General features: G+C 74.1%; 22 protein-coding genes. 14 read left to right on the top strand and 8 right to left on the bottom strand.

Annotated features, from left to right (window positions below):
• Positions 1–178: 178 nt before the first annotated feature.
• Together glmM and J1M40_RS08215 are read left to right on the top strand one after the other, a co-directional pair.
• Entirely contained in the window at positions 179–1534 is a 1356-nt protein-coding gene (glmM, locus tag J1M40_RS08210; RefSeq protein WP_179288534.1) for a phosphoglucosamine mutase, read from the top strand.
• A gap of 8 nt (positions 1535–1542) precedes the next feature.
• Positions 1543–1770: a hypothetical protein gene (locus J1M40_RS08215; RefSeq protein ID WP_010080407.1), complete on the top strand. Its 228-nt coding sequence runs from the start codon at positions 1543–1545 to the stop codon at positions 1768–1770.
• 94 nt (positions 1771–1864) lie between these two features.
• Here the strand turns inward: J1M40_RS08215 and mscL are convergent, their stop codons facing one another.
• Genes mscL through coaA form a run of 3 tightly spaced genes read right to left on the bottom strand, consistent with a single transcriptional unit; the run spans position 1865 to position 4074 of the window.
• Complete coding sequence (mscL, locus tag J1M40_RS08220) at positions 1865–2287, bottom strand: large conductance mechanosensitive channel protein MscL (protein WP_095353616.1); 423 nt, start codon at positions 2285–2287, stop codon at positions 1865–1867.
• 59 nt (positions 2288–2346) lie between these two features.
• Positions 2347–3096: a D-alanyl-D-alanine carboxypeptidase family protein gene (locus tag J1M40_RS08225; RefSeq protein WP_206450673.1), complete on the bottom strand. Its 750-nt coding sequence runs from the start codon at positions 3094–3096 to the stop codon at positions 2347–2349.
• Positions 3097–3099: 3 nt separating this feature from the next.
• Positions 3100–4074, bottom strand: a complete 975-nt coding sequence (gene coaA / locus J1M40_RS08230; protein WP_227717996.1) for a type I pantothenate kinase — start codon at positions 4072–4074, stop codon at positions 3100–3102.
• A 110-nt stretch (positions 4075–4184) separates the two neighbouring features.
• Between coaA and galE the strand changes: the two genes are divergently transcribed.
• The 12 genes from galE to J1M40_RS08290 all read left to right on the top strand — a co-directional run bounded on the left by galE (position 4185) and on the right by J1M40_RS08290 (position 16918).
• Positions 4185–5240, top strand: a complete 1056-nt coding sequence (gene galE / locus J1M40_RS08235) for a UDP-glucose 4-epimerase GalE (protein WP_041103284.1) — start codon at positions 4185–4187, stop codon at positions 5238–5240.
• Between the two features lie 50 nt (positions 5241–5290).
• On the top strand, positions 5291–7162 hold the full coding sequence (glmS, locus tag J1M40_RS08240; protein WP_206450674.1) for a glutamine--fructose-6-phosphate transaminase (isomerizing): 1872 nt from the start codon (positions 5291–5293) through the stop codon (positions 7160–7162).
• A 157-nt stretch (positions 7163–7319) separates the two neighbouring features.
• Positions 7320–9449, top strand: coding sequence for a glycogen debranching protein GlgX (gene glgX, locus J1M40_RS08245; protein WP_036315853.1), 2130 nt, complete (start codon positions 7320–7322; stop codon positions 9447–9449).
• Positions 9446–10177 (top strand): hypothetical protein, encoded by a 732-nt coding sequence (locus J1M40_RS08250; protein WP_070709052.1) that lies wholly within the window; start codon positions 9446–9448, stop codon positions 10175–10177. Before glgX ends, J1M40_RS08250 begins: the two co-directional genes overlap by 4 nt.
• Positions 10174–10554, top strand: a complete 381-nt coding sequence (locus J1M40_RS08255) for a holo-ACP synthase (protein WP_036338002.1) — start codon at positions 10174–10176, stop codon at positions 10552–10554. The genes J1M40_RS08250 and J1M40_RS08255 overlap by 4 nt, the downstream gene beginning before the upstream one ends.
• On the top strand, positions 10551–12128 hold the full coding sequence (locus J1M40_RS08260) for an NAD(P)H-hydrate dehydratase (RefSeq protein WP_206450675.1): 1578 nt from the start codon (positions 10551–10553) through the stop codon (positions 12126–12128). The genes J1M40_RS08255 and J1M40_RS08260 overlap by 4 nt, the downstream gene beginning before the upstream one ends.
• Positions 12125–13330 (top strand): alanine racemase, encoded by a 1206-nt coding sequence (gene alr, locus J1M40_RS08265; protein WP_206450676.1) that lies wholly within the window; start codon positions 12125–12127, stop codon positions 13328–13330. Before J1M40_RS08260 ends, alr begins: the two co-directional genes overlap by 4 nt.
• On the top strand, positions 13327–13953 hold the full coding sequence (tsaE, locus tag J1M40_RS08270; protein WP_036315863.1) for a tRNA (adenosine(37)-N6)-threonylcarbamoyltransferase complex ATPase subunit type 1 TsaE: 627 nt from the start codon (positions 13327–13329) through the stop codon (positions 13951–13953). The genes alr and tsaE overlap by 4 nt, the downstream gene beginning before the upstream one ends.
• A 10-nt stretch (positions 13954–13963) precedes the next feature.
• Positions 13964–14635, top strand: a complete 672-nt coding sequence (gene tsaB / locus J1M40_RS08275; protein ID WP_206450677.1) for a tRNA (adenosine(37)-N6)-threonylcarbamoyltransferase complex dimerization subunit type 1 TsaB — start codon at positions 13964–13966, stop codon at positions 14633–14635.
• On the top strand, positions 14632–15219 hold the full coding sequence (locus J1M40_RS08280; protein WP_206450678.1) for a GNAT family N-acetyltransferase: 588 nt from the start codon (positions 14632–14634) through the stop codon (positions 15217–15219). Before tsaB ends, J1M40_RS08280 begins: the two co-directional genes overlap by 4 nt.
• Before the next feature lie 26 nt (positions 15220–15245).
• On the top strand, positions 15246–16337 hold the full coding sequence (gene tsaD, locus J1M40_RS08285) for a tRNA (adenosine(37)-N6)-threonylcarbamoyltransferase complex transferase subunit TsaD (RefSeq protein ID WP_070708738.1): 1092 nt from the start codon (positions 15246–15248) through the stop codon (positions 16335–16337).
• 50 nt (positions 16338–16387) lie between these two features.
• Entirely contained in the window at positions 16388–16918 is a 531-nt protein-coding gene (locus J1M40_RS08290) for a hypothetical protein (protein ID WP_206450679.1), read from the top strand.
• An 8-nt stretch (positions 16919–16926) separates the two neighbouring features.
• Here the strand turns inward: J1M40_RS08290 and J1M40_RS08295 are convergent, their stop codons facing one another.
• The 5 genes from J1M40_RS08295 to J1M40_RS08315 form a co-directional block, all read right to left on the bottom strand.
• The gene (locus J1M40_RS08295) at positions 16927–17958 is read right to left on the bottom strand and encodes a cation diffusion facilitator family transporter (RefSeq protein WP_206450680.1); all 1032 of its coding nucleotides are present in this window, start codon (positions 17956–17958) and stop codon (positions 16927–16929) included.
• Complete coding sequence (locus tag J1M40_RS08300) at positions 17955–18449, bottom strand: ABC transporter substrate-binding protein (protein WP_069941270.1); 495 nt, start codon at positions 18447–18449, stop codon at positions 17955–17957. Before J1M40_RS08300 ends, J1M40_RS08295 begins: the two co-directional genes overlap by 4 nt.
• A 5-nt stretch (positions 18450–18454) precedes the next feature.
• Positions 18455–19486 (bottom strand): NAD-dependent epimerase/dehydratase family protein, encoded by a 1032-nt coding sequence (locus tag J1M40_RS08305; RefSeq protein ID WP_206450681.1) that lies wholly within the window; start codon positions 19484–19486, stop codon positions 18455–18457.
• Positions 19483–20658, bottom strand: a complete 1176-nt coding sequence (locus J1M40_RS08310; RefSeq protein ID WP_145015318.1) for an alcohol dehydrogenase catalytic domain-containing protein — start codon at positions 20656–20658, stop codon at positions 19483–19485. Before J1M40_RS08310 ends, J1M40_RS08305 begins: the two co-directional genes overlap by 4 nt.
• A gap of 72 nt (positions 20659–20730) precedes the next feature.
• Positions 20731–22167 carry a polysaccharide biosynthesis tyrosine autokinase gene (locus tag J1M40_RS08315; protein ID WP_206450682.1) on the bottom strand — a complete coding sequence of 479 codons (1437 nt, stop codon included), beginning with the start codon at positions 22165–22167 and terminating at the stop codon, positions 20731–20733.
• Between the last annotated feature and the right edge of the window lie 344 nt (positions 22168–22511).

The following is a 22511-nucleotide window of genomic DNA, read 5'->3' on the forward strand; positions in this document are numbered from 1 at the left end:
GGGTCACGTCGGGCATGGATCGAGGTCCTTCGGGTTCGGGGCGGGGCCTCCCGGGCGGATGTGAGCGGACGGGCGCGCGGCCGCGGGGGCTCGACCGGTCCGATGCTACCGCCCCCGGGCCCGTTTCGTGACCCTCCCGTGATGCAGGCCGCAGGGGCGGCCCCTACACTGACTGATCATGTCGAGATTGTTCGGAACCGATGGCGTCCGTGGCCTGGCCAACGAGACCCTCACCGTGGAGTTGTCCGTCCAGCTGGCCCAGGCCGCCTCGCCCGTCCTCGGCGCGGAGGCCTTCGACGCCGGCCGACGCCCGGTCGCCGTCGTGGCCCGGGACCCGCGCATCAGCGGCGAGTTCATCGCGGCCGCCGTGCAGGCGGGTCTGGCGTCCTCGGGCGTGGACGTGTGGGACGCCGGCGTGCTGCCGACTCCCGCCGCCGCCTATCTCGTGGGGGACCTGGACGCCGACTTCGGCGTGATGATCTCCGCCTCCCACAACCCGGCCCCGGACAACGGCATCAAGTTCCTCGCGCGCGGCGGCGAGAAGCTGACCGACGCGCAGGAGGACGAGATCATCCGTCACCTCGAGGGCGTGACGCCGCGGCGGCCCCAGGGCGCGGACGTGGGCCGCGTGCGCGTCTTCGCGGACGCCGAGGACCGCTACGTCCTCCACCTCCTGCAGACCCTCCCGCACCGGCTGGACGGGCTCAAGGTCGTCCTGGACTGCGCACACGGCGCGGCCGCCGGCTGCTCGCCCGAGGCGTTCCGCGCCGCCGGCGCGGAGGTCGTGGTGATCGGCGCGTCCCCGGACGGACTCAACATCAACGACGGCTACGGCTCCACCCACCTCGAGAAGCTCCAGGCGGCCGTGCGCGAGCACGGCGCGGACCTCGGCATCGCGCACGACGGCGACGCCGACCGGTGCCTCGCCGTGGACGAGCGCGGCGAGGTCGTCGACGGCGACCAGATCATGGGCGTCATGGCCGTGGCACTCAAGGACCGCGGCGTCCTGCGCGACGACACCCTGGTCGTGACCGTCATGTCCAACCTGGGCCTGAAGCTGGCCATGGGCCGGGAGGGCGTCCAGCTCGTCGAGACCCAGGTGGGCGACCGCTACGTCCTGGCCGGCATGAAGCTCGGCGACTACTCGCTCGGCGGCGAGCAGTCCGGCCACGTGATCTTCTCGGACCACGCCACCACCGGTGACGGGGTCCTCACCGGCCTGCAGCTCGCCTCGCGCGTCGCCGAGACCGGCACCCCGCTCTCCGAGCTGGCCGCGGTGATGGACCGGCTGCCCCAGGTCCTCGTGAACGTGCGCGGCGTGGACAAGTCCCGCGCCGCCGAGGACGAGGCCGTCCAGGCGGCGGTGGCCGAGGCGGAGGCCCGCCTCGGCGCGACCGGCCGCGTGCTGCTGCGCCCGTCGGGCACGGAGCCGGTCGTGCGCGTCATGGTCGAGGCCCCGGACGAGGAGACCGCCGGCCGGGAGGCCCAGGTGCTGGCCGACGTCGTGCAGCGCGAGCTGCGCCTGCACGACTGACCGGACCGATGACGTCGGACGCGGCCCCCCGGCCCCGCCGCTGGACCCTGTTCGCGGGGCTGCTCGCGGGGCTGGCGGTCCTGTGGTCGGCCGCGTTCCTCGCCGTGGACGCGCCCGTGTGTGCGCGGCAGAGCGCCCCCGTGGAGTGGTTGCCGTGCCTGGATCCGGACCGGCAGGACTCGGAGGTCGCCCCGGACGCCGGGTCCAGCGCGGACCGGACGACGTCGCGGCCCTGAGGGCACGGCCCCGGTGCCGCCGAGGGCATGAAGGAAGGGCGCGGGGCGACTCGTGTGAGTCGTCCCGGGCCCTTCGGCGTCGGACAGGGGGAGATCAGAGGGTGGTGGTCCCGGAGGTGGGGCCGCCGCGGCGCTCGGCGAGCAGGTCGCGGATCTCGGTGAGCACGGCGACGTCGGCGGGCACCTCCTCCTCGGCGGGGTCGATGCCGAGGCGGCGGTTGCGGGCCTCGGTCATCTTGTTCATCGGCATCACGATGGCGAAGTACACGGCCGCGGCGATGAGCAGGAAGTTGACGATGGCGGTGAGCAGCACGCCGAACTTCACGTCGTTGCCGTTGACCGTCAGCACGGCGAACGAGTCGAAGTTCGGCGAGCCCACGGCGGCGGCGATGAGCGGCATGAGGACCGCCTCGACGAGCGCGTTCACGATCTTGCCGAAGGCGGCGCCGATGATGACGGCGACGGCAAGGTCGAGGACGTTGCCCTTCATGATGAAGTCTTTGAATCCCTGGAGCATGGGGAGAATCCTACGTGTGGCGAATTCGGCGCGGTACACCGTCGAGCGAGTCGTGCGTCTCAGTCCGCGTAGTCCGGCGCCGGAGGCAGGCCCCACGCGGTCTCGAGGACGCCGCCGGCCGCCTCGACCCGGGCCGCCTCCGCGGACCCGACGTAGCGCAGGTGCCACGGCTCGTGGGCGAAGCCCGTCACGTCCTCGGCCCCGACGGGATAGCGGATGACGAACCCGTACTCGGCGGCGTGCGCGGCCACCCAGCGGCCCGCGGCGGTGTCGCCGAAGCACGCTTCCAGGTCACACGCGGGGGTCGCGGCGTCGCCCACGTCCCAGGCCAGGCCGGTCTGGTGCTCGGAGTACCCCGGACGCGCCGAGACGCGGTCGGCCTCGGCGCGGCCCAGCTCGTCGACCCAGTGGCCGTACGTCCGGACCTGGTAGTCGTACGAGCGGTAGGCGCTCAGGGTGGTGAGGCGGTGACCCGCCGCCGCGGCGGCATCCAGCAGGTCACCGGCCGCCGTCGCGGCCTCCGCGCGCAGGGGCAGCTCGCTGCCGGGCACGGCCACCAGATCCGAGGGCGCCCAGTCGGGCGGAGCCACGGGGCGGGTCTTGTTCACGACGACGTCGAGGGCGGCCGGGTCGGCGTGCGTGCTCGACGACGGCGCCGTGCTCGAGGCGGCGCCGGACGACGCGGCCGCGCTCGCGGCGCCGGACGTCGGCGTCGTCGGCGTCGAGGACGGGCCCGCGGCGGGCGTGCCGCAACCGGCCACGAGCAGCGCGAGCGCGGCCAGCGCGGCGAGAGGGAGGGTGCGACGCATGGATCAGACCTTCCTCAGCAGCACGCGGGTCACCTCGTGTTGCGCGTTCTTCGTGAGCACCAGCCGGGCGCGCCCGCGGGTCGGGCGCACGTTCTGCTCGAGGTTCGGGCCGTTGATGGAGTCCCAGATGGACTCGGCCGTCGCCTGAGCCTCGGCGTCCGACAGGGAGGAGTACCGGTGGAAGTAGCTGCGCGGGTCGGCGAAGGCCCCCGAGCGCAGACCCATGAACCGGTCGATGTACCAGGACCGGATCCAGGACGCGCGCGCGTCCACGTACACCGAGAAGTCGAAGAAGTCGGAGACGGAGAGCCCGGCGGTGCCGTCGGCCCGGGTGCGCGGCGGGGCCAGCACGTTGAGTCCCTCCACGATCAGCACGTCGGGACGGTGCACCACCTGTTCCTCGCCCGGCACGATGTCGTAGGTGATGTGCGAGTACACGGGCGCGCGCACCTCCTGCGCCCCGGACTTGACGTCCGCCATGAAGCGCAGCAGCGCGCGGCGGTCGTAGGACTCGGGGAAGCCCTTGCGGGACATGATGCCGCGCTCGTGCAGCACCGCGTTGGGGTGCAGGAAGCCGTCCGTGGTGACCAGCTCGACGCGCGGCGTCGTCGGCCAGCGGCGCAGCATCTCCTGGAGCACGCGCGCCGTCGTCGACTTGCCGACGGCGACCGACCCGGCCACCCCGATCACGTACGGGGTGCGCCCCGTCCGCTCGCCGAGGAACGCGTTGGTCGCGCTGCGCAGGGCCGCGGAGGCCTCCACGTTGATGCTCAGCAGGCGCGAGAGCGGAAGGTAGACCTCGGCAACCTCGCGCAGGGACAGATGCTCGCCGAGGCCGCGCAGACGCTCCACGTCCGCCTGGTCGAAGGGCTGCGCCATCTCCGAGGCGAGACGGGCCCAGGTCTGGCGGTCCAGCTCCACGAAGGGGGAGCGCTGGTGGCCGTCGGGCACGGCGTCCGCGGGCTCCTCGGGGCCCACGAGGGGCAGCTCGGAGGTCGGGGGGGTGTAGGTCACCCGATCCATTATGGCCGCGGCCCGCCCGGAGCGGGCCCCCGCGTGACGTCACAGGGCCCGGATAGGATCGGCCCATGCGCGTTCTCGTGACCGGCGGTGCCGGATACCTCGGATCCCACACCGTGCTCACGCTGCTCGAGGCGGGCCACGACGTCCTCGTCCTGGACAGCCTGGTCACGGCGACGACGACGTCGCTGGAGCGCGTCGCCGAGCTCGCCGGAACGCGTCTGGGCGGGTCGCGGCTGCGCCTGCACGTGGCCGACATCCGCCGCCCCGAGGACTACCGCGGGGCGCTCGCGGACTTCGGCCCGGCCGCACTCGTGCACTTCGCCGGGCTGAAGTCGCCCACCGAGTCGATGACCCGCCCCGCCGCCTACTACGACGTGAACGTGGGCGGCACGGCCGCCGTCGCCGAGGCCGCGCTCGCGGCCGGCGTCCGCACGGTCCTGTTCTCCTCCTCCGCGACCGTGTACGGCGACCGCGCGCCGGTGCCGGTCGCCGAGGACGCGGCCACGGACCCGGTCTCGCCCTACGGACACTCCAAGCTCATGGCGGAGCAGGTGCTGCGCGACGTCTGCGCCACGGTCGACGGCGGCGGGCTGGCGATGCTGCGCTACTTCAACCCGGTCGGCGCGCATCCCTCCGGGCGGCTGGGCGAGGACCCGAGCGGGGTGCCGGCGAACCTCATGCCCTTCGTGGCGCGGGTGGCCTCCGGCGCGTACCCCGAGCTGCGGGTGTTCGGCGCGGACTTCGACACGCGCGACGGCAGCGCCGTGCGCGACTTCATCCACGTGATGGACCTCGCGGAGGCGCACGTGGCCGGGCTCGACTGGCTCGCGGCCCGGGTGGCGGCCGGGGGCGGTACGACGACCCGGGTCTGGAACATCGGCCGGGGCGAGGGCGTCACCGTGTTCGAGATGGTGCGCGCCTTCGAGGCGGTCACGGGCGGCCGCATCCCCTACCGCGTGGTCGAGCGCCGGCCCGGGGACATCGCCGAGTCGTGCGCGGCCGTGGACGCGATCGGCGCCGAGGTGGGCTGGCACGCCCGACGCGATGTGACCGCGATGGTGCGGGACCTCTGGGCCTGGCAGGAGGCCAACCCCGCGGGGTTCTCGTCCCGGACGGAGTGACCCGGCCCGCCGTGCGCCGAAGTCGGGTCCGGCCCGGTATTCTCGTGCGCATGTGCGGAATCGTCGGATACATCGGCCAGCCCCAGTCGGATCGTGAGCACGGCGCTCTCGACGTCCTGATGGAGGGCCTGCGTCGTCTTGAATACCGCGGATACGACTCCGCCGGTGTGGCCGTGGTGGACGGCGGTCAGCTGTACCACCGGAAGAAGGCGGGCAAGCTCGCCAACCTCGCCGAGGAGCTCGCCGATCACCCCATCCCCACCGGCCTCGTCGGCATCGGCCACACCCGGTGGGCCACCCACGGCGGCCCCACCGACCGCAACGCCCACCCGCAGGTGGCGGACGAGGGCCGCCTGGCGCTGATCCACAACGGCATCATCGAGAACTACGCCGAGCTGCGCGAGGAGCTGCTCGCCAAGGGCGTCGAGTTCCTCTCCGAGACGGACACCGAGGTGGCCGCCCACCTCCTCGCCGACGTCTACCGGCACGCGGCCGGCCAGGACCTGACCCGCGCCATGCAGCTGGCCTCCCAGCGCCTCGAGGGTGCCTTCACCCTGCTGGCCGTGCACGTGGACCACCCCGACCGCGTGGTGGCCTCGCGCCGCAACTCGCCGCTCGTCGTCGGCCTGGGCGAGGGGGAGAACTTCCTCGGCTCGGACGTCTCCGGCTTCATCGACTTCACCCGCGAGGCCATCGAGCTCGAGCAGGACCAGGTCGTGACGATCACGGCCGACGCCGTCGAGATCTCGGACTTCCGGGGCGGCCCCGCCGACGGCAAGCGCTTCACCGTGGACTGGGACGCCTCGGCCGCGGAGAAGGGCGGCTTCGAGACCTTCATGGAGAAGGAGATCCACGACCAGCCCCAGGCCGTGCAGGACACCCTGCTGGGCCGCACGGACGCCGCCGGCGCCCTGATGCTGGACGAGCTGCGGATCGACCCCGAGGAGCTCAAGGCCGTCGACAAGATCATCGTCCTGGCGTGCGGCACGTCCGCCTATGCGGGCACGGTGGCCAAGTACGCCATCGAGCACTGGTGCCGGATCCCCGTGGAGGTGGAGCTCTCCCACGAGTTCCGCTACCGCGACCCGATCATCGACCCGCACACCCTCGTGGTGTCCATCTCCCAGTCCGGCGAGACCATGGACACCCTCATGGCGGTCCGCTACGCCAAGGAGCAGGGCGCCCGCACCGTGTCCATCTGCAACACCAACGGCTCCACGATCCCGCGCGAGTCGGACGCCGTGCTCTACACGCACGCCGGCCCCGAGATCGCCGTCGCCTCCACCAAGGCGTTCCTGGCGCAGATCACCGCCGCCTACCTGCTGGGCCTGTACCTGGCCCAGCTGAACAAGAAGCTGTTCAGCGGCCAGATCAAGGACATCCTGGCGGACCTCGGGGCGATCCCCGGCAAGATCGAGGAGATCCTCGCCGCCAAGGACCAGGTCAAGGAGCTCGCCCGCTCCATGGCCGACGCCACCTCCGTCCTGTTCCTCGGCCGCAACGTCGGCTACCCGGTGGCCATGGAGGGCGCGCTCAAGCTCAAGGAGCTCGCCTACATCCACGCCGAGGGCTTCGCCGCGGGCGAGCTCAAGCACGGCCCGATCGCCCTGATCGACGACGGCCAGCCGGTCTTCGTGGTCATGCCCTCGCCCCTGGACCGTCACTCGCTGCACGCCAAGGTGGTCTCGAACATCCAGGAGGTCCGCGCCCGCGGCGCCCGCACCTTCGCCGTCGCCGAGCGCGGCGACGCGGCCGTGCGCGGCCAGGCCGAGGTCGTCTTCGAGGTCCCCGAGACCCAGCCGATGCTCATGCCGCTGCTGACCACGGTCCCGCTGCAGATCTTCGCCCTCGAGCTCGCCACGGCGAAGGGCTACGACGTGGACCAGCCGCGCAACCTCGCCAAGTCCGTCACGGTGGAGTGATCCGCCGCTGAGGCCACCGAGACCTCTCCTGCCGGGCCCGGCCGCCACACAGCGGCCGGGCCCGCGACGCGTCCGGGACGGTGTCCTCCCGCCCCAGTAGACTCCCCGAGGAGGCCCGCCGCACCCGGCGGGCCGCACGACGAGACCCCGGAGAGTCATGCACACAGTGGAGATCGGCCAGCCGTACCCCCTCGGGGCCACCGTGGACGAGACCGGCACCAACTTCGCCCTCGCGGTCTCCCGCGAGGTGGAGGCGGTCGAGCTGTGCCTCGTCGCCGACGACGGCACGGAGACGCGCATCCCTCTCGAGGAGCGGCACGGCACCACATGGCACGCCCACGTGGCGGGCATCGGCCACGGGCAGCGCTACGGCTACCGCGTGCACGGCCCCTGGGACCCCGCCCGCGGCCTGTGGCACAACCCGGCCAAGATCCTCGTGGACCCGTACGCGCGGGCGTTCACCGGCGACTACGAGTGGGGCCAGCAGCACCACTCGTACGACTTCGACGAGCCGGACCGCATCGATACCTCGGACAACCTGGGCACGAGCATGCTCGGCGTCGTCGTCGCCGAGGACTTCGACTGGGGCGATGACGCCCCACCCGCCGTCGAGCTCACGGACACGGTGATCTACGAGACCCACGTCAAGGGCATGACCAAGCTGCACCCCGCCGTCCCCGAGGAGCTGCGCGGCACCTACGCGGGCATGGCCCACCCGGAGGTGGTCCGCCACCTGACCGAGCTCGGGGTGACCGCCGTCGAGCTGATGCCCGTGCACCAGTTCGTCAACGACGCCACCCTGCAGGAGAAGGGGCTGAGCAACTACTGGGGCTACAACACGCTCGGCTTCTTCGCCCCGCACGCCGCCTACGCCTCCTCCTCGGAGGTGGGCGGCCAGGTCCGCGAGTTCAAGCAGATGGTGAAGGACCTGCACGCCGCTGGTCTCGAGGTGATCCTCGACGTGGTCTACAACCACACGGCCGAGGGCAACGACAAGGGCCCCATGCTCAGCCTGCGCGGGCTGGACAACGCCGGCTACTACCACCTCGTCGAGGGCGACGAGCGGCACTACATGGACTACACGGGCACCGGGAACTCGGTGGACCTCTCCAGCCCCAAGGCCCTCCAGCTGGTCATGGACTCCCTGCGCTACTGGGTCACCGAGATGCACGTGGACGGCTTCCGGTTCGACCTGGCCACCACCCTCACCCGGGTGGAGGGGGAGCAGGGCCCGGACATGTTCTCCGGGTTCTTCGACGTGGTCCGCCAGGACCCGGTGCTGCGCACCGTCAAGCTCATCGCCGAGCCGTGGGACGTGGGCTGGGGCGGCTACCAGGTGGGCAACTTCCCCGGCCTCTGGTCCGAGTGGAACGGCATGTACCGGGACGCGGTACGCGACTTCTGGCGCGGCGAGCCCGGCACCCTCGGCGAGTTCGCCACCCGCCTGACCGGCTCGGCCGACCTGTATGAGGGGGACGGGCGCGGCCCCGGTGCGTCCGTGAACTTCGTCACGGCCCACGACGGCTTCACGCTGCGCGACCTCGTCTCCTACAACGAGAAGCACAACGAGGCCAACGGCGAGGACAACAACGACGGCGAGGCGCACAACCGCTCGTGGAACTGCGGCGTGGAGGGGGAGACCGACGACCCCGAGGTCGTGACGCTCCGCGCCCGCCAGCGCCGCAACTTCCTGGCCACCCTGCTGATCAGCCAGGGCGTGCCCATGATCAGCCACGGCGACGAGCTGGGCCGCACCCAGGGCGGCAACAACAACGTCTACTGCCAGGACAACGAGATCTCGTGGATCGACTGGTCCGCCATGGACGACTCGCTCGTGGCGTTCACCCGCGACCTGATCGCGCTGCGCCGTGACCACGCGGTGTTCCGCCGTCGCCACCACTTCGACGGTCGCCCCGCGGCCCGCGACGTCGAGGCGCCCCTGCCGGACATCGTGTGGCTCGAGCCGGACGCGACCGCCAAGACGGAGGACGACTGGGGCGCCGAGGCCCGGTCGATCGGCTTCTACCTCAACGGGCACATGCTCACCCGCGGGGACGAGGAAGGGGAGGAGCCCTACCGGGACTTCTACGTCCTCATGAACGCGTGGTGGGAGCCCGTGCCGTACACCCTGCCCGGGCCCACGTTCCCGGCGGAGTGGGAGGTCGTCGTGGACACCTCGTCCCACGTCGCCCCGGACGGCACCCGCCCCCGCGTGCGTGCCGGGGACGTGCTTGAGCTCCCGGCCCGCTCCACCGTCGTGCTGCGGCAGGTGCCCGAGGGCGCATGAACGAGCGGGTCGACCGGGGGCGCGTCCGCCGTGGCCTGCCGCGGTGGGCGCGGGCCCTCTGCGCCACCGTGGCCACCCTGGCGGCGCTGGCACTGGCCTTCGGCGCGGGGTGGGCCACGCACGCCGTGACGGACCCGCACCCGGACGACGCACCGCGTGTGGACGCCCTCCTCGTCCTCTACAGCCAGCCCCGCGTCTACGACGCCGCGATCGAGCTCGCCGCGTCCGGCCTCACCGACCGGCTCTTCGTCTCCGCGTACCTGGGGCCGGACGGGCACGAGAAGCTGTGCGGCGGCCCGGAGGAGCGCGACCCGCGGCTGGCCGGCGTCACCGTCGAGTGCTTCGCGCCCGATCCGGTGACCACCCAGGGCGAGGTCATCCACGCGGGCGAACGCATGCGCGAGCTCGGCCTGCACCACCTGGGCGTGCTCACCTTCCACCAGCACGTGGAGCGCGCGCGGCTGCTGGCGGAGCGGTGCTTCACCCCCGAGGAGGGCCGTGTGTCCCTGTACGCGTTCGACGCCGGCTTCGACCGGCTCGGCCGCCTGCAGCACGGCGTCTACGGCGTGCTGGCCTACGGGAAGGCGATGCTCACGCCGGGCTGCGACCAGCAGCTGCCCGGCGTGCTGCAGTGGCCGCTCGACCTGGCCAAGCGACTGCGCGGGCAGCCCGTCGGGGACGAGGCCGGCGCCGTCGTCGTGGGCGCCCGGCGGGCGGGGGCGGTGTGATCGTCGGCGTGGGGGTGGACGTGGTGGACGTCCCGCGGTTCCGGGCGCAGCTCGAGCGCACGCCGGCGCTGCGCGCACGCCTGTTCACCGAGGACGAGCGGGACCTGCCGCTGCGCTCGCTGGCCGCGCGCTTCGCCGCCAAGGAGGCGGTCGCCAAGGCCATGGGCGCCCCGCCCGGGATGATGTGGCACCACTGCTGGATCCCGCGCCCGGACCACGGCGACGGCCGCCCCACCGTGCACCTGACCGGCACCGTCCAGGCCCAGGCCGAGGCCCTGGGCATCACCCACTGGCACCTCTCCCTCAGTCATGACGGGGACGTCGCCACCGCCTACGTGGTCGCCGAACGCCGCGCGGCCGAGGAGGAGTCCGCATGACCGCCGATGACCTGACCCGCATCGCCGTGACCGGCTCGGCCGTGCGCACGGCCGAGGAGCCCCTGCTCGCGGCCGGGCGCGGCCCGGAGCTGATGCGCGCGGCCGCCTGGGCCCTGGCCGAGCACGCCGCCGCCCTGCTGCGTGAGCGCGGCCCCGTGGCCGGGGCGACCGTGGCCGCCCTCGTCGGCCCCGGCAACAACGGCGGGGACGCGCTGTTCGCCCTCGCCTTCCTGCGCCGCCGGGGCGTGGCCGCGGTCGCCGTGCCCGTCCGCCGGGACGACGACGGCGCCCCGCGCTGGCACGCCGAGGGCTGGGCTGCGCTGCAGGCGGCCGGGGGACGCCGCGCGGACGCGGTGCCGCCCGAGGCCGCGCTCGTGGTGGACGGCGTGCTCGGCACGGGCTTCACCGGCGAGTATGAGCTGCCCGCCGCGGCGCGCGCGCTGCCGGCGGAGGCGCTCGTGCTGGCGTGCGACGTGCCCTCCGGCGTGGACGCGGACACCGGCGAGGTGCGGGGGGAGGCCCTCCGCGCGGACGCGACCGTGACGTTCGGCGCCCTCAAGTCCGGTCTCGTCCTCGGGGAGGGGGCGGCGCGCGCGGGCACCGTGCACGTGGTGGACATCGGGCTGGGACCGCACCTGCCGACGTCGCCGGCCGCGCGGCTGGGCGTGATGGACGAGGCCGCCGCACGGACCGCCCACCCGGCCCCCGCAGCCAAGGCCCACAAGTACACGCGCGGCGTGGTGGCCGTCGTCGCCGGATCGGAGCGCTACCCGGGGGCCGCCGTGCTCGCGAGCGCGGGCACGCTGCAGACGGGCGCGGGCATGGTGCACCACGCCGGCCCGCAGACCACCCGGGACCTGGTGCTCGCCGCCCACCCCGAGGCGCTGGTCTCGGCGGATGGGCCCGAGCCGTCGCGCGCGGACGCCTGGGTGGCCGGCCCCGGCCTGGACACCGAGCACGACGCGCGGCGGCGCTGGGCCGGCGTCCTCGCCGCGCTCGAGGAACGGCCGGAGGCGGCCCTGGTCGCCGACGCCTCGGCCCTGGACCTGGTCACCGCCGCCGAGCTGCGGTCGTTGCGCGCGGCCGGCACGCCCGTGGTCCTGACGCCGCACGCCGGGGAGTGGTCCCGGCTGCGCGAGCGCGTCCCCGCGGACGGCGCCGACACCGCCGACCCGCTCGCGGCGCTGCGGGCGTGGACCGCTGCGCACGGCGCCACCGTCCTGCTCAAGGGTCCGCGCACCCTCGTGGTCGCCCCGGACGGCGAGGCGTGGGTCGTGACCGGCGGCGGGCCCGAACTCGCGATGGGCGGCACCGGCGACGTGCTCTCCGGGGCGATCGGTGCCGTCCTGGCCGCGGACGTGGCGCGGCGCTCGCGGGCGCGCCGGGCCGGGGAGGATCCCGGCCCGGCGCCCACGGCCCGGCTCGCGGCCGCCGCCGCCTGGCTGCACGCCCGGGCCGGGGCCGACCAGGCCCGCGCCGGACGGATCACCACGGCCACGTTGCCGGCCGCGCTGGGGGCGCGCGTCGCGCGCCTGTGGTGGCCGGACGACGCCGAGCCGGAGTCCGTCCGATGAGCCTCGCCGACGTCAGCCCGGTCGACACCGAGCGCGCCGCACGCATCGACCTGGCGGCCGTCCGGCACAACGTGGGCGTGCTGCGGGAGCGGATCCGCCGCCCCGACGGCAGCCGGCCGCTGCTGACCGCCGTCGTCAAGGCCGACGCCTACGGCCACGGCGCGGTGGCCGTCGCCCGCGCCGCCGCGGCCGCCGGCGCGGACCGGCTCGGCGTGGCCCACGTGCGCGAGGCCCTGGCCCTGCGCGCGGCGGGGGTGCGCCTGCCCGTGCTCGCGTGGCTGCACACCGGGGCCACGGACTTCGCCGCCGCGGTGGAGGCGGAGGTGACCCTCGGCGTCTCGGGCTGGGACCTCGACGCCGCCGCCGACGCCGTCCGCGGGCTGCGGGCCCGCGGCGGGGCCGGACAAGACGTCCGCGCCGTCCTGCACCTGAAGGCGGACACCGGCCTGGGCCGCCACGGCTGCACGCCCGAGCGGTGGCCCGCCTTCGTGGCGCATGCCGCCGAGCTCGAGGCCGCGGGCCTCGTGCGGGTGGAGGGCGTGTTCTCCCACCTCGGCGTGGCGGACGAGCCGGACCGGGCCGCCGAGACCACGGCGCAGCTGCTGCGGTTCGAACGGATGGCCGCCGAGGCCGCCGAGACGCTCGGCCACCCGCTGCTGCGCCACCTGGCCAACACGCCCGCCGCCCTCGCCCGGCCGGACACGCACCTGGACATGGTGCGCGTCGGCCTGGGCCTGTACGGGCTCTCGCCGTTCGCGGACGTCACCGCGGCCGAGCTCGGGCTGCGCCCGGCCATGTCCCTCGTCACCGTCCTCGCCAACGTCAAGGCCGTCCCCGCCGGGCAGGGCGTGTCCTACGGGTTCCGCCACGTCACGGCGGAGCCCACCACGCTCGGGCTCGTGCCCGTCGGCTACGCCGACGGCGTCCCGCGGGTCGTCGAGGGCACGCGCGTCCACGTCGGCGGCCGGGCCGTCCCCGTGGTGGGCCGCATCGCGATGGACCAGTTCGTGGTGGACCTCGGCCCGGACGCCGCGGACGCGCCCGGCGACGCCGTCGAGCTGTTCGGACCGGCCTCCGGCATTCCGGTGGAGGAGTGGGCCGCGGCCGCCGGGACGATCAACTACGAGCTGGTGACCCGCATCGGGGGCCGCGTGGACCGGCAGCACGTGGACCCCACGCCGACCCAGGAGGCCCGCCCATGAGCGACCACGCGATCCCCGCCCCGGGCGCGACCCTGCCCGAGCCCGTGCTGACGGCGACGGTCCCGCTCGAGGGCGCCGACGGCACCCGGGCGTTCGGCCGCGCCCTCGCCGGGGTGCTCCGCGCCGGCGACGTGCTGATCCTCACGGGCGACCTCGGCGCGGGCAAGACGACCTTCACCCAGGGGCTGGCCAGCGGATTCGGCGTGGCCTCCGGCGTGGTCTCGCCGACGTTCGTCCTCTCCCGCGTCCACCCCGCCCCGGCCGACGCCCCGGCGGGCACCCCGGACCTCGTGCACGTGGACGCGTACCGGCTGCGCTCGGCGGGGGAGCTCACGGACCTCGACCTGGACGCGAGCGTCGACCGCTCCGTGACCGTCGTCGAGTGGGGCCGGGGCATGGCCGAGTCCCTCGCCGGGTTCCCCGAGGACCCGGACGCCTCGTGGCTGGACATCGAGATCGTCCGGGCCCGCGGGGGTGAGGACGCCCCCGCGGCCCCGGCGGGGGAGGGCGAGGACGGCATCGTCACCGACTTCTCCGACGAGGACGGAGGCCAGGCCGAGGAGCTGCGTTCGGCCGTCGTGACCGGCCGCGGCCCGCGCTGGGCCGGCGTCGTGCTTCCGTAGACTGGCGGCCATGGCCCTGCTCCTCGCGATCGACTCCTCCGCCGCCGCCTCCGTCGCCGTCCTGCGGGACGGTGAGGAGCTCGCGCGCTGGGCCACGGACGACACCCACGCCCACGCCGAGGTGCTCGCCCCCGCGGTGCAGACCGTGCTCGGCGAGGCCGGCGTCACCGGCACCGCGCTGGACGCGCTCGCGGTCGGCGTCGGCCCCGGACCCTTCACGGGACTGCGCGCGGGCCTGGCGACGGCGGCCGCCCTCGGCCTGGCCTGGGACGTGCCCGTGCACGGGGTCCGCAGCCTCGACGCGCTCGCCCACGCGGCCGGCGTCGACGCCTTCCGCCACGGGATCGAGGAGTTCGTGGTCGCCACGGACGCCCGCCGCCGCGAGGTCTACTGGGCCCACTACGCGCAGGTCGGCGGGCAGCCGACGCTGCTGCACGGCCCCTTCGTCTCGCCCGCGGACGAGCTCACCCCGCTGCCCGTCTACGGCGCGGGGGCCGGGCTCTACCCCGAAGCGCTGCGCGCGGTGCCGGACTGGGAGACGGCCACGCCGTCCGCCGTCGGGGTGGGGCAGGTGGCCGAGCTCGCCCTGCGGCGCGGCCGCGGCCTCGTGCCCGCCGAGCCGCTCTACCTGCGCGAGTCCGACGCCAAGGTCCCCGGCCCCCGCAAGCGGGCGGGCGCGTGAGCCCGGCCGAGCCGGCCCCGACCGGCGACGGGCGCCCCGCCGAGGACGAGCACGGGCTGCCGCCCGGGTACCTGCTGCGCCCCATGACCGTGTGGGACGTCCCAGAGGTGCTCGCCCACGAGGCCACGCTCTTCCCGCTCGACGCCTGGCCCGCGCACTTCTACGAGGAGGAGCTCGCCCAGACCGGCCCCGCCGGCGGACGGGACGCGCACGGCCGCCCGCCCACCCGGGACTACCGTGTCGTCGTCCGCGATGTGGCCGCGCCCGGCTCCACGGACGACGACGGCCCCGCCCCCGGCGAGATCGTCGGCTACGGCGGGATCATGGTGGTCGGCGACGTCGCCGACGTGCAGACCGTGGGCACGGTCGCGGCGGAGCAGGGGCGGGGGATCGGGGCGGCCCAGCTGCGCTGGATGGCCGCGGAGGCCGCGGCGCGCGGTGCGAGCTCGCTCATGCTCGAGGTCCGGGCCTCCAACGCCGCCGCCCGGCGGCTCTACGCGCGCCACGGATTCCAGGAGCTGCACGTGCGCCGCCGCTACTACCCGGGCGGCGAGGACGCCGTGATCATGCGCAAGCCCCTGTGACCGGGCCGCTCACTAGACTGGAGCCCATGCCCACCGCCACCGCAGCCCCCCTCGTGCTCGGCATCGAGTCCTCCTGCGACGAGACCGGCGTCGGCGTCGTCCGCGGCACCGCCCTGCTGGCCCACGAGGTCGCCTCCTCCGTCGAGGAGCACGTGCGCTTCGGCGGCGTGATCCCGGAGATCGCCGCCCGCGCCCACCTCGAGGCCCTCGTGCCCACGATCCGCCGCGCCCTGGACACCGCCGACGTCACCCTCGCGGACCTCGACGCGATCGCCGTCACCTCCGGCCCGGGTCTGGCGGGCGCCCTCATGGTGGGGGTCGCGGGGGCGAAGGCGCTGGCCACGGCCCTCGGCACGCCCCTCTACGGCATCAACCACCTCGTGGCGCACGTGGGCGTCGGCATGCTGGACGGCGTGCGGCCCGCGCAGTGGGACGACCTGCCCGCGGACCTGGGCGCGCTGCTCGTCTCCGGCGGGCACACCGAGATCCTGCGCGTGGGCCGGATCAGCTCCGAGGTCGAGCTGCTGGGCTCGACCATCGACGACGCGGCCGGCGAGGCGTACGACAAGGTCGCCCGCCTCATCGGGGCGGGCTACCCCGGGGGCCCCGTGATCGACCGGCTCGCCGCCCAGGGCGACCCGACGGCCTTCCGCTTCCCGCGCGGGCTCACCGCGGGCAAGTTCGTCGGCAGCGCCGAGGAGCCCGGCCCGCACCGGCACGACTGGTCCTTCTCCGGGCTGAAGACCGCCGTCTCCCGCGCCGTGGAGCAGTTCGAGGCCCGCGGCCTCGAGGTGCCGCGCGCGGACATCGCCGCCTCCTTCCAGGAGGCCGTCGCGGACGTGATCACCGCCAAGGCCGTCCGCGCCTGCCGCGAGCACGGGCTCACCCACCTGATGCTGGGCGGCGGCGTCGCGGCGAACTCGCGCCTGCGCGCCCTGCTCGCCGACCGGTGCCGCTCCGCCGGCATCGAGCTGACCGTCCCGCCCGTGAACCTGTGCACCGACAACGGGGCGATGGTCGCCGCGCTCGGTGCACGCCTGGTGCGCGACGGCGTCGCCCCCTCCGACGCGTGGTTCGGCGCGGACCCGGGACAGCCGGTCGAGATCGTCAGCGTCTGACCGCGCCCGGCCTCTTGCCGCCACGCCCACGCGTTCCGTAGACAGGGCCCGTGACCGGCCTTGACCACCCCCGCCCCGAGCCCACCTCTGCCGCCGTGGACGAGGAGATGCTGGAGGACTTCCTCAATCAGCACCTGCTCGGCTCCCGCTCCGGTGTGAAGGCGTTCCGCGCCGCCGAGCAGACCTGGGCCGGCACCCCGCAGGAGGCCGCGCTGCGCCGCATCGGCGACGGCGTCCAGGAGGACCAGGACCGCCTCGAGGCGCTCATCGGCGAACTGGGCCTCCGCACCCCGCTGGTGGACCGGGCCGCCGGCGCGGCGGCCGAGGTCGGCGGACGCCTCAACCCCGTGAACGCGCTGCGCACGCGCGGCTCCGCCTGGACGCAGATCGAACTGGACCTGCTGCAGGGGATGCTCCAGGCCAAGCTCTCCATGTGGCGCGTCCTCGAGCAGCTGGCGCCGCACCTGCCGGCGGTCGATGCCGCCGAGATGCGCGGGTTGTGTGAGAAGACCGCGGAGCAGCGGCGCGAGGTCCAGCGCATCACCTCCGCCACCCTCGAGGGCCGGTTCCTGGCCGGCTGAGGCCCGGGCTACTCCTCGCCCGTCTGATGCTCCCCGGACCGACCGCCGTGCACCTCGGCGGGCAGCTCGTCCACCGGGGCGACGACGACGTCCTGCAGCTTCCAGTCCAGGGCGGCGATCGCGTCCCGCAGCGCGCAGCAGCGGGCCACCGTCACGTCCGCCCCCTCGTGCGGCACCACGAACATCTCGACGTGGAACACGTGGCCCTCGTCCCGGACGCGGGCGCCCGCGTGGCGTACCCACGGCTCGGCCCAGGCGACCCGCTCGGCACGGTCGATGAGCGGGTGCGGCCGGGCGCCGTCGATCGTGGCGGCGCGGCGATCCGCCAGGTTCGTGACGGCCTCCTTCAGGTTCTTCCAGCCGTCCAGCACGATGCTCACGCCCACGAAGATCGCCGCAGCGGAGTCCGCCCACCACCAGCCCAGGCCGATGCCGGCCACGCCGACGATGGTGGCCACGCCCGTCTGCCAGTCCGCCTTGTTCATGTCCGCGTCCGCGTACAGCACGCGGTCGTGGAGCTGCTCGGCCAGCTTGAGCTTCTTGTGGCCGAGGATCATGGGCCCGGGCACGGACAGGGCCATCACGGCCATCATGAACCAGCCCTGCCACACGGTGTGCCCGAACAGGTCGAACGTGCCGATGGGCGGGTGCTCCGCCGTCACCAGGCCCAGCACGGAGTCGCCGACGAGGACCACGCCCATCACGGACAGGGCGACGGCGGCCACGAGGTGCCCCACCCCGACGGACCGGTGAGAGCCGTAGGGCCGGGCCCGCGTCGGGGCCATGCGGGCCACGCGCAGGGCGATGAGGAACCCGATCGGCGGGATCAGGGAGAGCAGGTCCTCGATCCACGCGGCCCGCATGGCCTGCGAGGAGCCCATCACGATCGCCACGAGGACGATCGTGACCACGATCACCCCCAGCGTCACCCATTCGAGCCGCTTGGCCTGCTGGACCACGCGCTCGATCTCCGGGGGCAGCTCCGTGGCGCCGAACCGGCGCCCGCTCGGCCCCGTCTCCCGGGTGTCCCGCCGCGTCATCGGGCCTCCTCCGCTGCGTGCTGGTCGAAGTACGCCTCGAGGGCCGTGAGCATCTGATTCTCACCCAGGGGCACGGCCATCACGAGCTTCACCGGCTCGCCGTCCGGACCCTGCGCCTCGGCGTAGTCGCGGGTGATGCTCGCGTGCGACGTCCACGGGGACGCCGACGTCAGGCCGCCGGCCACCAGGTCCACGTCGCCCTTCTCCAGCGCGGTCATGAGCGCCTCCTCCCCGGCCACGGTCCACTCGACGCGTGCGTCGTGCGCCGCCGCGAACCCGCGGATCAGGTCGGGCTCGGGGCCGACGGGCTCGGCGCCCGAGGCGTCCACGTGGGGCGGGTGGTGCACGACGCCGGCGCGCAGCACCCCGCCCGTGACGCGGTCCAGGGTGCCGTCCGGGTCGGCGGGGTAGCCGGAGGAGGTGCAGGCGGTGAACCCGAGGGCGGCGCCCCCGAGCAGGCCCGTCAGGGCGGCCCGGCGGGTGAAGGTCATCGCCCTCATTCCGTGGGCGAGTGCGAGCGGTGCCCGGCGTTGCCCAGACCTTCGGCACCGTCGAGATGGTCGAGCACGAGGCGGACCGCCTCCCGGGCGTCGGTGGTCTCGGACCAGCCGGTCGCGGCGCGCAGGGCCGTGGTGTCCATGATGGGCACCGCTGCGGCCATGTCCACCCACCCCGGGTCGGTGGGCTGCAGCCGTGCCCGGTAGCTCAGCGCCGCGGCCGCGCGAAACAAGCCCACGGGCAGCTCCAGGATGCGGCGCGCCCCGAGGACGGTGCCCATGGTGTGCGCGTCCAGCACGGGGTCGGCGGCCACATTGAAGGCGCCGCCCGCCCGGTGGACGATCACGCGCCAGTACGCGTCCGCCACGTCCTGGGCCGTGAGCGCCTGGAATCGCAGGCCCCGCGGGAACGGCAGCACCGGGGTACGCAGGCGGGCGACCAGCCGGGCGGGGACGAGGTCGCCCAGGAAGTAGTCCTTGATCTCGGGCCCGGCGGCGGACTGGAAGATCAGCCCGGGGCGCAGCCGGGTCACCAGCAGCTCGGGGTGCTCGGCCTGCACGCGGTCGAGGATCGACTCGACCTCGGCCTTCTGCGCGGCGTAGTGCGAGGTGGGGACCCCGGTGGTGGGATGGGACTCGGGCACGGCGCGGCCCTTCGGCCCGGGCCCGTACGCGCCCACCGAGGACGCGTAGACCAGGTGGGGCACGCCCGCCTCGGCCACGGCCCGGAACACCCGCTCGTTGCCGGCCACGTTGACGGCGCGCAGGTGGTCGCGGTCGCGGTTGGGGCGGATCACCCACACCAGGTCGACGACGGCGTCGGCGCCGGCCAGGATCTCGCGCAGCCGCCCCGCCGCCGTGGGCTCCGCCACGTCCAGGCGGTGCCACTCGACGCCGTCGTAGGGCGCTCCGGCACGGTCCGGGCCGCGCCGGCTCACGCCCACGATCGAGCTCACCTCGTCCGCGGCCTGGAGGCGGTGCAGGACAGCGGTGCCGACGTTGCCCGTCGCGCCCAGGACGACGATCCTCACGGCTTGAGTACCACCTTGACGCAGCCGTCCTCCTTCTTCTGGAACGTCTCATAGAGGGCGGGCGCGTCCTCGAGCGGGGCGGTGTGCGTGGTCAGGTCGAGCACGCCGAGGGGGTCGGACGGGTCGTCGAGCAGGGGCAGCAGGTCGTCCACCCAGCGACGGACGTTGCACTGGCCCATCGTCAGGGTGACCTGCTTGTCGAACAGGGTGAGCATCGGCATCGGGTCCTTCATGCCGCCGTAGACCCCGGAGAGCGACACCGTGCCGCCGCGCCGGACCGCGTCGATCGCGGTGTGGAGGGCGCTCAGGCGGTCGACGCCGGCGGTCTTCATGGCCGCCCGGCCGAGCGCGTCGGGCAGCAGGCCCACGGCGGTGTGGGCCGCATGCCCCGCCGGGGAGGCGTGCGCCTCCATGCCGACCGCGTCCACGACCCCGTCGGGGCCGCGGCCGCCGGTGCGCTCGCGGAGCACCTCGGCCTCGCCGCCGTCGGCGTCCAGGACCTCGATGCCGTGCCGGGCCGCCATCGCGCGGCGCTCGGGGACCGGGTCGACGCCGATCACCCGGTACCCCAGGTGCACGCCGATGCGTGCCGCCAGCTGGCCGATGGGGCCGAGGCCGAGCACCGCGAGCGTGCCGCCGTCGGGGACGTTCGCGTACTGGACCCCCTGCCAGGCGGTGGGGACGACGTCCGAGAGGAACAGCCACTGCTCATCCGGGCCGGTGTGCGGCACCTTCACGGGGCCGTAGTCCGCGTGGGGCACGCGCAGCAGCTCGGCCTGTCCGCCGGGGACGGAGCCGTAGAGCCGGGAGTAGCCGAAGAGTGCGGCGCCGGAGCCCTGCTCCCGCACCTGGGTGGTCTCGCACTGGGACTGCAGCCCGCGCTGACACATCCAGCACCGGCCGCAGGAGATGGTGAAGGGCACGACCACGCGGTCACCGGGCCGGATGTGGGTGACCTCGGACCCGACCTCGCGGACGATGCCCATCGGTTCGTGGCCGATCACGTCCCCTGCGTCCATGAACGGCCCCAGGACCTCGTAGAGGTGCAGGTCTGACCCGCAGATGCCGGTCGAGGTGACCTCGATGATCGCGTCCGTCGGCTCCTGGATCCGCGGATCCGGGACGTCCTCGACGGCGACGTTGCGCTTTCCCTGCCATGTGAGTGCTCGCATGGTGCAGACACTACGGGCCCGCCACCGGGGCGAGTACCCCTCGCCCGCGCAGGTCGTGCGGGTCGGCCCAGGTCAGGCGGTGGATGCGGGGGAGGTGTAGTCCGAGCGGTAGTAGGCGTACCGGCCGGATCGGTCCTTGAAGTCCACGCGGTTGAGCACGGCGCCCAGGATCGGGGCGTGGACACGTTGGAGCGCCTGCACGGCGTGGCGCAGCTCATCACGCGTGGTGGACTCGGCGTCCAGGACGAGCAGTGCCCCGTCCAGCCGAGTGGCCACCACGGACGCGTCCGGGACGGCGAGCAGCGGGGGAGCGTCCACGATCACCATGTGCGTCTCGGCGAGCGCCTCGATGGCCTCCTTGAACCGGGCCGAGGTGAGCAGCTCGGTGGGGTTCGGGGGGAGCTGACCGGCAGGCAGGATCACGAGGCCCTGCGGGTCCGCGGACTCATGGAGCACGTCCACGAAGCTGGCCCGCCCCACCACCACATCGCTCAGGCCGGCGCCCGCGGGCAGGCCGAAAGTCGTAGCCACCGTGGGCCGGCGCAGGTCGGCGTCCACCAAGACGGCCGGTACGCCTGCGCGGACCAGGGCGATGGCGAGGTTCGCGGCCACCGTGCTCTTGCCGTCGGCAGGGCTGGTGGAGGTGACGGTGATGATGCGGGGCGGGTCGTCCGGGTTCATGTATTGCAGGTTGATCCGCAGCTCGTTGAACGCCTCCCGGGCCCGGAAGTGGTCGGCGTCCTGCCTGCCGGCCTTGGCCAGGACACGCTGTCCGTTCGCGAGGCCGGAGGCCTTGGGGACGGCACCGATGGGCGTCACCCCGGCGCGCTGAAGATCCTCCGTGCTGCGGATGCGGCGGTCCAGTGCCTCCAGGGCCAGGGCAAGCGCGGCTCCCGCAGCGAGGCCCAGGACGGCCCCCACCACGAGGTTCAGAGGCGGGTTGGGTGACGTAGGGGAGGCGGGCGCCGTAGCCGGGAGCAGGCGGTCGATCTGTACCTGCGGGTCTCGCCCGTCCGCCGCGTCGAGCTCGCCCACCTGGTCCTGCAGTGCCTGCACCCAGGCGTCGGCGAGCTGGGCGGCCTGGGCGGGGTCGGACCACTCGGCCTGGACCTTGATCAGGGCGGTGTTGGTGGGCACGGACGTGGTCACCGCGGACAACGCCTGACCGGTCGAGACGGGGAAGTCCACCATGGCAGCTGCCCGCTCGGCCACGAGGGCCGAGCCGGCCAGCTCGTCGAACTGCACCGCCCGGGACTTGGCCACCGAGTCCTGGCTCAGTGCGGCCGCCGGATTGTCCGTGACGGTCGGATTGACCACGGCTGTGGCCGACGCCGTGTAAGTGAGCGGCTGGAGTGCGGTGAGGACCGCGGCGACGGCCAGGCCCAGGAGTGTGAACGCCGTGATGGCCTTCCAGCGGCGGCGCAGGAGCTGCAACACGTCCCGCAACGAGAACCCGTCCGGGTCCTCTTCCACGGGCACCGTCGCGTCCATCGTCTGAGGCTGGTCCATCCGTCTCCCTGTCTCCCGTGCCGATCGGGGAGGGGATCTGCCGGCGGGGCCGGCAGGGTCACCGACCCCGTTGTCTTGCAGGTCAGCGTAGCGCCGCCGCGGCCCGCCATTGGCGTCCACCCGATATTCAAGTGGAATTAAGGTCAGGTTTTCGAGGTCATCGCTTTGATGAGGCAACTGCGGGCCGCATTTCGGGTGTGATGTACGCTCACGCCAGCGAGGCTGAGCGGTCATCACAGATCCCGCGAGATGCCCTTGTCGGTCGTCAGAGTCGATGTGCAGCGCACGGGGAAGCGGGGTCATGCGATGAGATTGGTGGTCATCGGCCCGGGATATGTTCGGCT

This window comes from Micrococcus sp. KRD026 (assembly GCF_017168445.1).
In the GTDB taxonomy this organism is placed as follows: Bacteria; Actinomycetota; Actinomycetes; order Actinomycetales; family Micrococcaceae; genus Micrococcus; species Micrococcus luteus.

Bases quoted from the DNA above. Each gene is read 5' to 3' on its own strand.
- glmM (WP_179288534.1), top strand. From the start codon at position 179: ATGTCGAGATTGTTCGGAACCGATGGCGTCCGTGGCCTGGCCAACGAG.
- J1M40_RS08215 (WP_010080407.1), top strand. From the start codon at position 1,543: ATGACGTCGGACGCGGCCCCCCGGCCCCGCCGCTGGACCCTGTTCGCG.
- mscL (WP_095353616.1), bottom strand. From the start codon at position 2,287: ATGCTCCAGGGATTCAAAGACTTCATCATGAAGGGCAACGTCCTCGAC.
- J1M40_RS08225 (WP_206450673.1), bottom strand. From the start codon at position 3,096: ATGCGTCGCACCCTCCCTCTCGCCGCGCTGGCCGCGCTCGCGCTGCTC.
- galE (WP_041103284.1), top strand. From the start codon at position 4,185: ATGCGCGTTCTCGTGACCGGCGGTGCCGGATACCTCGGATCCCACACC.
- glmS (WP_206450674.1), top strand. From the start codon at position 5,291: ATGTGCGGAATCGTCGGATACATCGGCCAGCCCCAGTCGGATCGTGAG.
- glgX (WP_036315853.1), top strand. From the start codon at position 7,320: ATGCACACAGTGGAGATCGGCCAGCCGTACCCCCTCGGGGCCACCGTG.
- J1M40_RS08250 (WP_070709052.1), top strand. From the start codon at position 9,446: ATGAACGAGCGGGTCGACCGGGGGCGCGTCCGCCGTGGCCTGCCGCGG.
- J1M40_RS08260 (WP_206450675.1), top strand. From the start codon at position 10,551: ATGACCGCCGATGACCTGACCCGCATCGCCGTGACCGGCTCGGCCGTG.
- alr (WP_206450676.1), top strand. From the start codon at position 12,125: ATGAGCCTCGCCGACGTCAGCCCGGTCGACACCGAGCGCGCCGCACGC.
- tsaE (WP_036315863.1), top strand. From the start codon at position 13,327: ATGAGCGACCACGCGATCCCCGCCCCGGGCGCGACCCTGCCCGAGCCC.
- tsaB (WP_206450677.1), top strand. From the start codon at position 13,964: ATGGCCCTGCTCCTCGCGATCGACTCCTCCGCCGCCGCCTCCGTCGCC.
- tsaD (WP_070708738.1), top strand. From the start codon at position 15,246: ATGCCCACCGCCACCGCAGCCCCCCTCGTGCTCGGCATCGAGTCCTCC.
- J1M40_RS08295 (WP_206450680.1), bottom strand. From the start codon at position 17,958: ATGACGCGGCGGGACACCCGGGAGACGGGGCCGAGCGGGCGCCGGTTC.
- J1M40_RS08300 (WP_069941270.1), bottom strand. From the start codon at position 18,449: ATGACCTTCACCCGCCGGGCCGCCCTGACGGGCCTGCTCGGGGGCGCC.
- J1M40_RS08310 (WP_145015318.1), bottom strand. From the start codon at position 20,658: ATGCGAGCACTCACATGGCAGGGAAAGCGCAACGTCGCCGTCGAGGAC.
- J1M40_RS08315 (WP_206450682.1), bottom strand. From the start codon at position 22,167: ATGGACCAGCCTCAGACGATGGACGCGACGGTGCCCGTGGAAGAGGAC.